Below are 13,670 nucleotides of genomic sequence, written 5' to 3' on the forward strand. Positions count from 1 at the left end.
TGTTCAACCGGGAGGGATAATATCATGTTTGTTCCTAAAAGTCAAGTACATCTTTCGGTGATGAACCAATAAATAATAAATTATCCTTTTATTATCAGTTATTATAGAAACATCTGTTGACATTCCATTTTTGAGGTAAAGTTTATCACCTTTATAGTTATATAGAGGTTTCTCTTCTATACTAGCTTTAATTAAATGGAATTTCTCACCATTTTGTGTGAATGTGGCATCAGGGTTTATATGTATAATCTTACCCTCTAAATACCCACTTTTGTTATTAGGTAAGTTATAAAAATTGGTTCATCACCAAATTTTGTGATTTAGTGACAAAAAAGAGAAAGCACTGACGAGATCCTGGCAATAATGTTAGCGGTGAAATCAACATTAAGGAGGTCTCGTAAGTGCTTTCTATACCACTAGGATTGCCAGAATTTAAAGTGATTAAACAAGAACTTCATTCCTATGGTTATGCGATTCATGTAGAGAAAACAGAGACACAGGAACATTGCCCTCATTGTGGGTTTGCCACTTCCTCTGTCCACGACAGACGGACAAGAAAAGTACGGGATTTGGCGATTTTCCATCAACCGGTGTACTTGTTCGTGAAAATAAAGCGCTATCGGTGCTGGAATTGCTCTCAAGTGTTTTCCGCCTCTTTGGAATCGGTTCAACCCAATCAGCACTACACCAACCGATTTTGTGAGTACTTGTATGAACTTTGTGAAGGTTCCACCATTCAAGAGGTGAGCCGAAAGCACCGTATCCCATATACGACATTGGAACGCATCTATTACTCCATCGCATCGAAAAAAGCAAAAGAGCGTCAGACAGCGATAGAAACATCTTCTCAAGAAGAGATGGTGCTTAGCTTAGATGAAATCGCTGTAAAAAAGGGACATCAGTATGAAACCATATTGATGGATGCCAAAGCTGGATCCGTCATGGGAATGCATGCCGATCGCCAATGTGACTCCGCTATCCACTTGTTGAGCCAAAAGGTCCTGTCGAAAGAAAGGGTTCAAACGGTGATTCTTGACATGTGGGAACCTTATCATAAGGCGGTTCGTGCCCTGTTTCCATCTGCTTCGATTGTCATCGATAAGTACCATGTGGTTCAAAAAGTGACACAAGCCTTGGATCAAGCAAGAAAGGAATGTTCTCCATTGAAAAAGGCTCGATATCTTCTCTTGAAAGGCTGTGAAAAGCTTCGTAAGGACCAACGGCTTCGATTAGACGATATCTTGGAGGAGTATCCGGCACTTTCCATTGCTTATTATCTGAAAGAGTTGTTTCGGGATTTTTACCGAACCGATGGATATAATGAAGCAAAGGAACGCTTGGAAGAATGGATTCAGTTAGCCAAACAGAGCCCTTTTGCTTCTTTTCAGGAAGCAGCCAACACGCTTGAAAGGTGGAAGGAGCCGATTCTTTCCTACTTTTTGTGCCCCTATACCAATGCCCGAATCGAGGGAACGAATCACAAGATCAAAAACATCAAACGCCGGGCATATGGCTATCGAAATCGGGAACGGTTTCGTTTGCGTGTATTTCTGGAGTGTACAGGGAACACTACAGGTAGTCAGGCTGCCTAAACGCTCCCTTCTTCCGCTATCGATATGATCGTTGGTAGAATGGAACCCGTCAAGGAAAGCACTTGACTGTTTCCATTCTACCAACTTCGTGGTCTGTATGCGGAAGAAGGATCCTGACTGATGAACCTATTTCATCCAGCTAACATGTTTCTAGGATTGAGTGGAAATCACAGAAAATGGTGAAGACCCAAAATTTAAAGGAAGTTTTAAAACATGGTTATAATAACCTAACATAATAGATATGCTTAGACGTTGCCCAAGGTAAAGTAATAAATATTGTCTAAATGCTGATAATATTACCTGAAACAAATACATTATTATTAATCCAATAGAGATTATATGTAACGTACTTTTGATACCATTGGGAAGTATTTCATCTATAATTATTTGAAAATAAAAGGCGCCTAAAATACCAAAAAGTGTAATTATAAAAGAGGCAATAATGATATGAGTTAGTAAAGATTTCTGAGCAAATATTACATGCGAAAAACGAGAAAAAGTACTTTGTATTTGATCTTCTTTTTTAAATGTTTCTGAAGGAACCATTAATATCAAAATTCCAGTCCAGATTTTTAAAAACTCTTCAATTTTATACTTAACAATTCCCTTTCCTGGGTCGGCAATAATCATTTTGTCATTTCTTATTTCATGAATAACAACATAATGAAGTAATTTACCATCAATTACTACATGAGCTATAGCCGGTAAAGGGAATCGTTCTTTTAAAGCATCAGGATTAGCTTTTACCCCTTTAGCAGAAAAACCAAGATGTTCTGCAGCTTTGATTAAGCCATAAACATTAGTACCTTGCTTATCAGTTCCTGCAATTTCTCTAATTTTAGAAATTGGTACTTTTAAACCATAATGTTTAGAAATAGTTGCTAAACATGCAGCTCCACAGTCTTTTTCATCATGCTGTTTTACACAAATGTATCTTTTTAGGCTTAACATACCAATTCTCCTAACAAAATCAATTGGGAATAGTTTAAACCATCCCCAATTGATTTACTTTTATATAATTTTTATTTTCCACATTTATTTTTTTTATTTTCTTGTTTTTGATCCATGTAACCAGCGATTCCACCAATTATGAAAAGCCCTCCAGCAATTGCCCAAGGCACCCAACCGCCGTCAGTTTCTCTTAGTTCTTGTTCCGTTAAATCTCTTGCATTTGCAATTTCTAATTTAGACATGCTAACCCCTATCCTCCTAGTCTATTAAATTAAAAGTGTCTACCTACCCATCTTCCGACAGCATAACCAGCACCAACGATTGTAGCACCAGCTCCTACATAACCAGCAACTTTAAGGAATCCTGCTCCTACCCCAGCTAGAGCTGGTAAAACTCCTCCGTCAACTTCAATAGATTCATTTAAGTCTAACTCCTGCATATTATTATTTTTTAATACAGATTCTAAGTTTACTACTTTTTGTTCCATTTTCCTCACACTCCTATTTTAAAATATAGTATGTAAGGCGCCTTACAGCTATGGATTATATCGGTTCATCACCGAAAGATGTACTTGACTTTTAGGAACAAACATGATATTATCCCTCCCGGTTGAACAAAAATAACAAAAAATGGTAATCAATCTTTTTGACGTTCTTATCATGAAAAACGTTTTTTGTCAAGTACATTTTGTGGTGAAGAGCCTAAAAAATCCTTTCTTTCCATCCTGTTAGGGTGCGAAATGTGAGTTATACCCCATTTTGCTTAACAGAGCGGCGGCGACCGGGTTGTCATGGCGGATGTACTCGCGCCACGGGAGTTTGCGCAATTCTATGGTCAAAAAACGGAAATCGAGAACGGTCCAAAACGGAAACTCCACAGTGAAAGAGGAAGGTTCATGACGGGTGGCGTCATAGCTGAAGATAGCGATCGGAAGAATACGGCGGCGGTGTTTTTGAAATCAAAGGCTGAAAGGCAGGAAAGAGGAAAGAATTTGTCGAATTTTGATGCTGATGGAAAAATGATGAAACCAACTGGTGCTTCGGTCGTATGAATTGTTGACAGGGAAGGAGGGGGAGGAGATGGTGTTCGGCTATCCGCCTGAAGTCGTATACGGCGCGGTGCTGGTGGTTAGTGCGTTGCTGACGGTGTTGTATTTTTTCTTCAGCGATGTGCTTGACGGTCTGTTCGATGTGGCCGACCATCCGCTGTTCAGCCCGCAGCTCGTCTTATCATTTTTCATCGTCGCGAGCGCGGTCGGTTTGTTGGCGGAATGGTATACCGATTGGGCGTCCCGGTGGATCGTGGGGCTGAGTGTCGGTGTGGCGCTTGTCGTGGTATTGCTTTTGCACTTTTTCGTTTTTTTGCCGCTTCGGTCGGCTGAGGCGTCGCTTGGGTATACGGATGCCGACTTGGAAGGGTCGCTGGCGAAGGTGATCGTGTCCGTGCCGCCGGATGGGTTTGGTGAAATTCTCATCTCCCGTCAAAGCGGTGTGGTGGCCAAAGCGGCGAAAAGCGCAAACAATGAAGCCATTCCGTCAGGAGAAGAGGTCATCATCGTGCAAATGGAAAACGGCGTCGCTGTGGTGACGAGGCACGATCCGTATCATCTTTCCATCTAAAACAAAGAAAGGGGACCTGTCATGGTTGCGCCATGGTTGATTGTCATTGGTGTTGTCGTCTTGCTTCTCGTCGGACTCATTGCCATTTTTATCGCCCGCTACCGCACGGTCGGGCCGGATGAGGCGCTTATTGTCACCGGCAGCTACTTAGGAAACAAAAACGTCCACGTGGACGAATCGGGAAACAAAATTAAAATCGTCCGCGGCGGCGGCACGTTTGTCGTGCCGATTTTCCAGCAGGCCGAGCCGCTCAGTTTATTGTCGATCAAGCTCGACGTGCAAACGCCGGAAGTGTATACGGAACAAGGCGTGCCCGTCATGGCGGATGGAGTGGCGATCATCAAAGTTGGAAGTTCGATCAGCGAAATCGCGACCGCGGCTGAGCAGTTTTTAGGCAAAACACGCCAAGATATGGAAAATGAAGCGCGTGAAGTGCTTGAAGGCCATCTCCGCTCGATCCTCGGGTCGATGACGGTGGAGGAAATTTACAAAAACCGCGACAAATTCTCGCAAGAAGTGCAGCGCGTCGCCTCGCAAGATCTCGCGAAAATGGGGCTTGTCATCGTCTCGTTCACGATCAAAGACGTGCGCGACAAAAACGGCTATCTTGACGCGCTCGGGAAGCCGCGCATCGCCCAAGTGAAGCGCGACGCTGATATTGCGACGGCTGAAGCGGAAAAAGAGACGCGCATCAAGCGGGCCGAAGCGGATAAAGAAGCACGCAAAGCGGAACTCGAGCGGCTGACGGAAATCGCCGAAGCGGAAAAAATCAACCAGCTCAAGCTCGCTGAATTCCGCCGCGAACAAGACATCGCCAAAGCGCGCGCCGACCAAGCGTATCATCTTGAAGAAGCGAAAGCCAAACAAGAAGTGACGGCCCAACAAATGCAAATTAAAATCATTGAGCGGCAAAAACAAATCGAGCTTGAAGAAAAAGAAATTTTGCGCCGCGAGCGGCAATACGACTCGGAAGTGAAGAAAAAAGCCGATGCCGAACGCTACGCGATCGAACAGAAAGCGGCGGCGGAAAAGGCGAAACAAATCGCTGAAGCCGACGCGCAAAAATACCGCGTTGAGACGCTGGCCAAAGCGGAAGCCGAGCGGATCCGTCTCGACGGGCTGGCGAAAGCCGAGGCCGAGAAAGCGAAAGGGGAGGCGGAAGCGGAAATTATCCGCCTGAAAGGTCTCGCCGAAGCGGAAGCGAAACAAAAGATTGCCGAAGCGTTCGAACGCTATGGCCAGGCGGCCGTGCTCGACATGATCATCAAGATGCTTCCGGAATACGCCAAACAAGTCGCGAGCCCGCTTGCGAACATCGAGAAGCTGACGATCGTCGATACGGGATCGGGAACAAACGGCGGCGCCAACCGCGTCACGGGATATGCGACGAACTTAATGGCGAGCCTGCAAGAGACGCTAAAAGCATCGACCGGCATCGATGTCAAGCAGCTGCTTGAGAATCTCACAACGAGCGGCGCATCATCGGCCGTCACGGCCAAGCCAACTGTTTCCGAACAGGCGAATGCGAGCGAGTCATAAACAGTGTCAAGCGCCCTTGATCGAACAAAGGGCGCTTGTTTCCCGCGATAAATGGGGGAAAGTTGGGATCGTCAAACAAAGAGCGCTTCTTTTCCACAATAAATCGGGGAAAAGCTCGGTTCTTCGAACAAAAAGCGCTTCCTTCCCACGGCAAATCGCAGCAAAGCTCGATTTGTCGAACAAAGAGCGCTTCTTTCCTGCGATAAATCGGGAAACGTTCGGTTTATCGAACAAAGGGCGCTTGTTTCCCACGATAAAAGGGGGAAGGTTCGGGTTATCGCACAAAGAGCATTTCCTTCGCGTCCATATCGGCCAATGTTCACGACATTCTTCGGAGTTGCGCTTCAAGCATTATTTCGCTATGATGGGAACGGGTGGAATGGAAAAAAGGAAGTAGGTTGAGGACAATGAAACGAGCTCGAATCATCTACAATCCGACATCGGGCCGCGAGCAGTTTAGGCGCCATTTGCCCGATGTGCTCGTTCAGTTGGAAAAAGCGGGCTACGAAACGTCGTGCCATGCCACCGAGGGTCCGGGAGATGCGACAAAAGCTGCTCGGCAAGCGGTGGAGCGCGAATTTGACCTCGTGATCGCCGCCGGTGGCGACGGAACGATCAACGAGGTGGTCAATGGACTGGCTCATCAACCGTACCGGCCCAAACTGGGAGTCATCCCGGTGGGAACGACGAACGATTTCGCCCGCGCCATCAGCGTGCCGCGTACGATTGAAGGAGCGTGCGAGGTGGTCACCACGGGCGAGCCGGTGGCGATCGACATCGGCTGTGTGACGAACGAAGACAAAACACGCTATTTCATCAATATCGCGGGCGGCGGCCGTCTGACGGAGCTCACCTACGAAGTGCCAAGCAAACTCAAAACGATGCTCGGTCAGCTGGCCTATTATTTGAAAGGGATGGAAATGCTTCCGTCCATTCGCGCCACTGAAGCGAGCATTGAATATGACGGCAAACTGTTTGAAGGCGAAATCATGATGTTTTTAGTCTCGCTGACCAACTCGGTCGGCGGCTTTGAAAAGCTGGCGCCCGACTCGTCACTGAATGACGGCCTGTTTGACCTCATCATCGTCAAGAAAACGAATTTGGCCGAATTTGTCCGCCTTGTGACGCTGGCGGCGCGCGGGGAGCACATTAACGACCCGCATATCATTTACACGAAAGCGAATCGGGTGAAAGTCCGCTCACCGATGCAGCTGAACTTAGACGGCGAATTCGGGGGCATGCTTCCGGGCGAGTTTGTCAACTTATACCGCCATCTCGAAGTGTTGATGCCAAAAGAAAAGGCGGAACAAGTAAGAACAGGGTCATAAGCCTGTTCTTTTCTTATGTGATGACGCCCCCAAGGGTACGCTAACCTTACACGAATCGGCAGAAAGGGGAACGATATGGCGAAACAACAAGCACCAGTCGCCAAAAATGACTATTATGACGTCACATTCACCGATTTGACGCATGACGGGCTCGGCGTGGCGAAAGTGGACGGCTTTCCGTTGTTCGTGAAAAACGCGCTTCCTGGCGAGCGGGCCAAAGTGAAGGTGATCAAAGTGAAAAAAGGATACGGGTACGGCCGTCTCATCGAGCTGTACGAACCGAGCCCCGACCGCGTCGAGCCCCTGTGCCCTGTCTATCGTCAATGTGGAGGCTGCCAGCTGCAGCACCTGAGCTACGAAGGCCAGCTGAAGGCGAAAGAGAAGCAAGTGAAAGAAGTGCTCGCCCGCATCGGCAAGCTAGAACACGTCACCGTCCATCCCGTCATCGGGATGAAGAACCCGTGGCGCTACCGAAACAAGGCGCAAGTGCCGGTCGGCGAGCGCGAAGGGGGGCTGGTCGCCGGGTTTTACAAAGAGCGCAGCCACGAAATCATCGACATGGACGCCTGTCTCATCCAGCAGGAGAAAAACGACATCGTCGTCCAAGCGGTGAAACGGATCGCCGCGCGCTACGGCGTCCCGCCGTACGATGAACTCACCCACCGCGGTGTCCTCCGCCACATTGTCGCTCGCTACGGCGCGGCAACAGGCGAGGTGATGGTCGTGCTCGTCACCCGCACCGACCATTTGCCGCACGAACAAGAGATCGTTCGCGACATTATCCGCGCCATTCCGAACGTCAAATCGATCGTGCAAAACATCAACCCCGAGCGGACGAACGTCATTTTCGGCGCTAACACGCGGGTGTTATGGGGAAGCGAGTTCATCACCGACCGCATCGGTGACATCCAATTCGCCATCTCCGCCCGCTCGTTTTATCAAGTCAACCCGGAACAGACGAAAGTGCTGTATGACAAAGCGCTCGAATACGCCGAACTCACCGGAACGGGGACGGTCATGGATGCCTACTGCGGCATCGGCACGATCTCGCTCTTTTTAGCCAAAAAAGCGAAGCATGTCTACGGCGTCGAAATCGTTCCCGAAGCGATCGAAGACGCCAAGCGCAACGCCGAGCTGAACGGCATCACGAACGTCACCTTCGAAGTCGGCGCCGCCGAAGACGTCATCCCACGTTGGTATCAGGAAGGCGTCCGGGCTGACTGTCTCGTCGTCGACCCGCCGCGCAAAGGCTGCGACGCCACGCTTCTTGAGACGATCATCGCCATGAAACCGCCGCGCGTCGTCTACGTCTCGTGCAACCCCGCTACCTTGGCTCGCGACTTGCGCATTTTAGAGGATGGGGGTTACGAAACGATCGAAGTCCAGCCGGTCGACATGTTTCCCCATACGGCGCATGTCGAGTGTGTGGCGAAATTGCAATGGCGGATGTAAACGCCAAACAACTGATCTCGATTGAACGTCATGTCCAAAAGAAGTGCCCGCCTCAAGAAATGGGCAGTCCGACCGCCCGCTGAGCAGGCGAGCGAGGAAGGCCGTTAGCCATCATCAATGAATCGGATCAGTGGTGGTGAGAATGGATACTTTCGGAACAAAGGGAAGCAGAAAGGGCTGATGGGGAACACGCCCCAATCGCTTGAAGCCCCTTCTCCAAGCGAAACGCAGATGGCGGATCCGTTCACTTGTCGTCGACCTCCAATCGTGCAAAAACCCCAGGGGGTCGACGACATTGGTTTTGATCGCTTGATCCCTACAGCCATGACGGATGAACTTGATTGACAGAATCTTCGAAACGTGTTATTCTGAGGATGGCGTTTAAGGGAAAAAGCTTGATATGACAACAATTTTTGGGAGTTTTTATCGTACCTATGAGGGATTGAAACTCCTTTGCCTCCTCCCAAATCCAACTCGGGAGGAGGTTTTTATCGTACCTATGAGGGATTGAAACTAGCCGATGATGAATTGCACATCGGATTGTCCAGTGTTTTTATCGTACCTATGAGGGATTGAAACTATAGTTCAGCACCGCAGTGACGGCACTCGCCGACCGTTTTTATCGTACCTATGAGGGATTGAAACACTCAAGCGTACCATATCGGCTCGCCGTTGTCAAGCGTTTTTATCGTACCTATGAGGGATTGAAACTCCTATGTGTCTGTATATATACGAACGTATGTACTATATGTTTTTATCGTACCTATGAGGGATTGAAACTAGGAAGCGGGACGTTTTTTGTCCCGCTTGTCAACGTTTTTATCGTACCTATGAGGGATTGAAACACCCTAAAAACTTCGCCACCCCACGCGCGTGAGCTTCGTTTTTATCGTACCTATGAGGGATTGAAACCTTCCTCCTCACCTAACGAATCAATATAGGCTTGGATGGGTTTTTATCGTACCTATGAGGGATTGAAACCTTCCATCTTCAAACACCGCCGTCTCTCCCTCTTGGTTTTTATCGTACCTATGAGGGATTGAAACTTGAGGATGGCCAGATAGCTGATCGCGACATATTGAACAGTTTTTATCGTACCTATGAGGGATTGAAACTACACGTACGTTTCAAACCCCGTTCCCTTGCCAGCGTGTTTTTATCGTACCTATGAGGGATTGAAACATCGCTGCCACCGAACCAATGCCGTACAAAGCGTATGTTTTTATTGTACCTATGAGGGATTGAAACCAGTGGCGGCTACAAGGTACACAAACATGGAATACTGTGAGTTTTTATCGTACCTATAAGGGATTGAAACCCACGGCAACGACGAGATTTTTCGCGGTATTTTATTGTTTTTATCGTACCTATGAGGAATGGAGACAACTGTTACGCCTACAGCTGTCCATAGCATACCCTTGTGTTGCTTCCACTGATCTCCCCATTCAACCGCTTATGTTTTTGGCTGTTTTGGTTGCTTTTCTCCTTCATTTGGCCAACAGAGAGGGATTGAGTCGAGCGCATGTTCCTCTATTTCAGCCGTTTATAAGAAACTTGGCGCATCCGTAACGTTTTACTCCTGTTTTCCGCGGTGATTCCTTTGTGATTGTACCCATTGATGTTCTATAGGAAAGGGGAAATATCATTCAGAAAATATGAAAAAAAACTATTATAAAAAATTATTGAAACAGAAATATGCGATATTTATAATATAGCTTAGCCGTGTGTTATACAACAAAAGCAACTGAATCAATGAGGAGGGATGAATTTGATTGACAAACTTGTTGAGACGGTGAATGAGTTATTATGGAGCCCTCTCTTAATTCTTTTTATTGTTTTTTGTGGAGTGTATTTTAGTATTCGCACCCGGTTTTTGCAGATTCGTCATGTGAAAGAAATGGTGCGGCTGGTGACGACGGGGAAGGGTTCTGATGCGGGGGTGTCCTCGTTCCAAGCGTTGACGATGTCGTTATCCGGCCGCATTGGGGTAGGGAATGTCGCCGGGACGGCGACGGGAATCGCTTACGGAGGGCCGGGCGCCGTCTTTTGGATGTGGGTCATTACGTTTATCGGAGCGGCGACGGCGTATGTCGAGTCCACGCTGGCGCAAATTTACAAAGAAGAGCAAGATGGGCAGTACCGAGGCGGTCCGGCTTTCTATATTGAAAAAGGCCTTGGTTGGAAATGGTTTGCGGTCGTCATCGCCGCTGCCATCCTTCTTGCCATGGCGGTGTTAATGCCGGGAATTCAGGCCAATTCGATTGCCGATGGCTTTCACAATGCGTTTGGCATTCCGCAACTGGTGACAGGCATAATCGTCATTGCGCTTCTTGGCTTTACGATTTTTGGAGGGGTCAAGCGAATCGCGAAGACGGCCGAAATCGTTGTTCCGTTTATGGCCCTTGGCTATTTGTTGGTCGCTATTGCGATCATTGCGGTGAATTTTGAAAAAATTCCTGAGGTTTTTGGTTTGATTTTTAAAAGTGCGTTTGGAGCGGAACAAGTATTTGGAGGCATTATCGGGTCAGCTGTCATGTGGGGCGTCAAACGCGGTCTTTATGCCAATGAAGCCGGTCAAGGGACAGGTGCTCACCCGGCAGCGGCGGCCGAAGTGTCGCATCCGGCCAAACAAGGGCTGGTGCAAGCGTTTTCGATCTATTTGGATGTATTTTTAGTGGTGACGGCGACTGCGCTGATGATTTTATTTACCAATCAATACAATGTCATTAATGAAAAAACAGGGGAACCAATCGTTGTCCATCTCGAGGGAGTCGAACCGGGCGCTGGCTATACACAGGCTGCGGTTGACACGCTGCTTCCAGGATTTGGATCGGCGTTTGTCGCGATTGCTCTCTTCTTCTTCGCGTTTACGACGATGTACGCCTATTACTATATTGCCGAGACCAACCTCGCCTATCTTGTGCGTGGCAAACATCGAGGAATTGCCTTTTTGGCTTTAAAAATCATCTTTTTGGCTGCCACGTTCTATGGAACGGTCAAAACGGCGACAACCGCGTGGGCCATGGGCGATATCGGGCTCGGCATTATGGTCTGGCTGAACTTGATCGCGATTTTATTGTTGTTTAAACCGGCTTATCTTGCCCTGAAAGATTACGAAGAACAATTGAAGCAAGGCAAAGATCCAGAGTTCAATTCGTCAAAATACGGAATCAAAAACGCGACGTTTTGGGAAAATGGGTATAAGAAAGCCGAAGAAAAGCAAAAGGAAGCTTTATGATGATCGCCTTGTTGAAGCAATCCGTGTCTAAGGTTCACCGGACGTTGGTGAGGTTCGTGGTGTTGAGAGCATACGGCGCGAAATCGATCGTTCCTGAAGCGGAGGAGTCTTGCCTCGTTTGATTTTGCTTTCCTAAAAAAGTTTTGCCGTGAAGATGGGGCGATTGTTCACCAGTCTTCTAGCAGTCAAGGGTGTCCCGTTGCTTTTAGGACACCCTTTTTCTATCACCATCGATCCCCTAGAAGGCTGGTGAAAAACCGCTGATTCCCTTCATCAATGGAAGAATGATTGAAAAGCAGGCCCGATACAACAAGGTTTTTCTAATTGAGAAATGACATTGGAAAGCTGTATACCCCGTTAAATCACCAGCCTCCTAGAAGGCCGGTGAAAAAGTACACGCCAAGGCAGGGATGTAGGGGGCTTATGTCGAAAAAGGAAGAAGAATCTTTGAATGGAGCGTGAGCAGATCATGAAAGCCCCCAAACATCCTTCGACTCAGCCTCGTCTGTTTCAAGTCATCGACATGGAGGAACTGGTTCCCCCACATCATATCCTGCGCCAAATCAACGAAGCAGTTGACTTTTCCGTCATTCACGATTGGGTGGCTCCCCTGTACACGGAAAAAACGGGTCGTCCGGCGGCGGATCCGGAACGGCTGCTTCGCCTGATGCTGCTATCGTATTTGTTCGACCACTCCGAGCGGGAGTTGTATGAGATCCTCCCCATGCATGCCGGATACTTGTGGTTTTGCGGTCTCGACTTTGAATCCGTGCTCCATCCGGATCCTCATCACCCCACACTGCCGGATCGAACGACGCTCGTCAAAACACGGAAGCGCTGGCGCCAACACGGAATCTTTGATCGGCTGATGACCTACGTGGTGGATCAGTGCATCGCGGCAGGGCTGGTCTCGCCGGATGTGCATGCGGCGGCCGATGGCACTCAAGTGCGGGCGAATGCTTCGATCCACAGCTTGCGGGAAGTCAAGCTCGCTCCGGTGGAACCGTTGGAGGACTACCTCGCCCGCACCGCCCGGGAAGATGAACAGGCCGAGTCCCCGGAGGCGGACCGGGATCCCGATGACGACCCGCCTTCTCCGTCTCCCCCATCAGGGGAACGCGTCCATGCCGGAGAACGAGGAAACTTCCGTGGAACTACGTTTTCCAACCAAACCCATCGAAGCGTGACGGATCCGGATGCCCGGTTGTACAAGAAAGGCAAAGGACAGGAAGCGTATCCTCGGTATCTGGTGCACGACGTCATCGACGTCCAGTCGCGCGTGATTTTGTCCAGACGAGCCAGCCTCGCCACCGGAACGGCGGAGCGGGAGACGAGTTTGGAGCAGCTGGCTTCCATTCGGTTTCGCCACCCGTCGATCACGATTCGAACCTTGTCCGCAGACAAAGCGTATGGCACCACGGAGTATTTGAAAGAGCTCTTCGTCCAAGGCATCACGCCGCTCGTGTCGCTGCGCCGCAAGGAGATGGAAGAAATTCCAACCTGGAAGCGCCGGGCGAAGGATCCCGCTCAGGAAGCACAACGCCAGGCGAAAGTCCGGGAAGTTCAGATTCGCAACCAAGCGAGGCTCATTCAGCAACAGGGCGGTTATCGATCCATTCAAGCCCTTCGCACGCGTTGTGAGCATGTGTTTGCCGAAGGGAAGGAATGTCATGGGCTGGACCGGGCCCGAAGCCGAGGCCTTTACGCCATGGAAGAACAGGCGCTGTTGACCGCCGTCGTGCAAAATCTGAAGCGATTGTGCCGGTTTCGAAAAAAACGAGGGGAGACCGGCTCTTTGGCGTGCGCAAAAATGGAATTTGGGGCAGGAAGTCCTGCTCGTCCTCCCGTCCTTTGGCGCCAAATGGCGGGGAGAATGGTCCCCAAAATTCGATATGAGGGAAGTCTATGCCCCATTAATTCACCGGCCTTCTAGAGAACCTTTTTCTACGAA

At 48.8% G+C, this 13,670-nt stretch carries 10 protein-coding genes, 1 pseudogene and 1 CRISPR repeat array; of the genes and pseudogenes, 7 read left to right on the top strand and 4 right to left on the bottom strand.

Translation table 11 applies throughout. From position 1 onward, the window contains the following. Positions 1–401 precede the first annotated feature (401 nt). Positions 402–1,592, top strand: a complete 1,191-nt coding sequence (locus GC56T2_RS01845) for an ISL3 family transposase (RefSeq protein ID WP_144972624.1) — start codon at positions 402–404, stop codon at positions 1,590–1,592. A 150-nt stretch (positions 1,593–1,742) separates the two neighbouring features. Here GC56T2_RS01845 and GC56T2_RS01850 read toward each other — a convergent pair whose 3' ends face one another. The 4 genes and pseudogenes from GC56T2_RS01850 to GC56T2_RS17960 all read right to left on the bottom strand — a co-directional run. Then, complete coding sequence (locus GC56T2_RS01850; RefSeq protein WP_144972626.1) at positions 1,743–2,543, bottom strand: cysteine peptidase family C39 domain-containing protein; 801 nt, start codon at positions 2,541–2,543, stop codon at positions 1,743–1,745. Positions 2,544–2,614: 71 nt separating this feature from the next. After that, positions 2,615–2,785, bottom strand: a complete 171-nt coding sequence (locus GC56T2_RS01855) for a class IIb bacteriocin, lactobin A/cerein 7B family (protein WP_144972628.1) — start codon at positions 2,783–2,785, stop codon at positions 2,615–2,617. Positions 2,786–2,814: 29 nt separating this feature from the next. Further along, positions 2,815–3,030 carry a class IIb bacteriocin, lactobin A/cerein 7B family gene (locus GC56T2_RS01860; RefSeq protein ID WP_144972630.1) on the bottom strand — a complete coding sequence of 72 codons (216 nt, stop codon included), beginning with the start codon at positions 3,028–3,030 and terminating at the stop codon, positions 2,815–2,817. 258 nt (positions 3,031–3,288) lie between these two features. Further along, positions 3,289–3,501 (bottom strand): annotated as a pseudogene (locus GC56T2_RS17960) (DUF4351 domain-containing protein); the annotation flags it as partial. 121 nt (positions 3,502–3,622) lie between these two features. On the opposite strand from GC56T2_RS17960, the gene GC56T2_RS01870 reads away from it, so the two are divergent. The 6 genes from GC56T2_RS01870 to GC56T2_RS01895 all read left to right on the top strand — a co-directional run bounded on the left by GC56T2_RS01870 (position 3,623) and on the right by GC56T2_RS01895 (position 13,652). Then, on the top strand, positions 3,623–4,162 hold the full coding sequence (locus GC56T2_RS01870) for an NfeD family membrane protein (RefSeq protein WP_172706221.1): 540 nt from the start codon (positions 3,623–3,625) through the stop codon (positions 4,160–4,162). A 21-nt stretch (positions 4,163–4,183) separates the two neighbouring features. Then, positions 4,184–5,701, top strand: a complete 1,518-nt coding sequence (locus GC56T2_RS01875; RefSeq protein ID WP_144972631.1) for a flotillin lipid rafts scaffold protein FloT — start codon at positions 4,184–4,186, stop codon at positions 5,699–5,701. 407 nt (positions 5,702–6,108) lie between these two features. Next, on the top strand, positions 6,109–7,029 hold the full coding sequence (locus tag GC56T2_RS01880; protein ID WP_144972633.1) for a diacylglycerol kinase: 921 nt from the start codon (positions 6,109–6,111) through the stop codon (positions 7,027–7,029). Positions 7,030–7,104: 75 nt separating this feature from the next. After that, the gene (gene rlmD / locus GC56T2_RS01885) at positions 7,105–8,481 is read left to right on the top strand and encodes a 23S rRNA (uracil(1939)-C(5))-methyltransferase RlmD (protein WP_144972635.1); all 1,377 of its coding nucleotides are present in this window, start codon (positions 7,105–7,107) and stop codon (positions 8,479–8,481) included. Between the two features lie 419 nt (positions 8,482–8,900). Further along, positions 8,901–9,865: direct repeats of the CRISPR family, unit length 30 nt; unit sequence GTTTTTATCGTACCTATGAGGGATTGAAAC. Positions 9,866–10,243: 378 nt separating this feature from the next. After that, positions 10,244–11,719: an alanine/glycine:cation symporter family protein gene (locus tag GC56T2_RS01890; RefSeq protein ID WP_186440019.1), complete on the top strand. Its 1,476-nt coding sequence runs from the start codon at positions 10,244–10,246 to the stop codon at positions 11,717–11,719. A 451-nt stretch (positions 11,720–12,170) separates the two neighbouring features. Continuing rightward, the gene (locus tag GC56T2_RS01895; protein WP_144972638.1) at positions 12,171–13,652 is read left to right on the top strand and encodes a transposase; all 1,482 of its coding nucleotides are present in this window, start codon (positions 12,171–12,173) and stop codon (positions 13,650–13,652) included. Positions 13,653–13,670: the final 18 nt, after the last annotated feature.

This window comes from Geobacillus sp. C56-T2 (assembly GCF_007829715.1).
GTDB classification, from domain to species: Bacteria; Bacillota; Bacilli; order Bacillales; family Anoxybacillaceae; genus Geobacillus; species Geobacillus icigianus.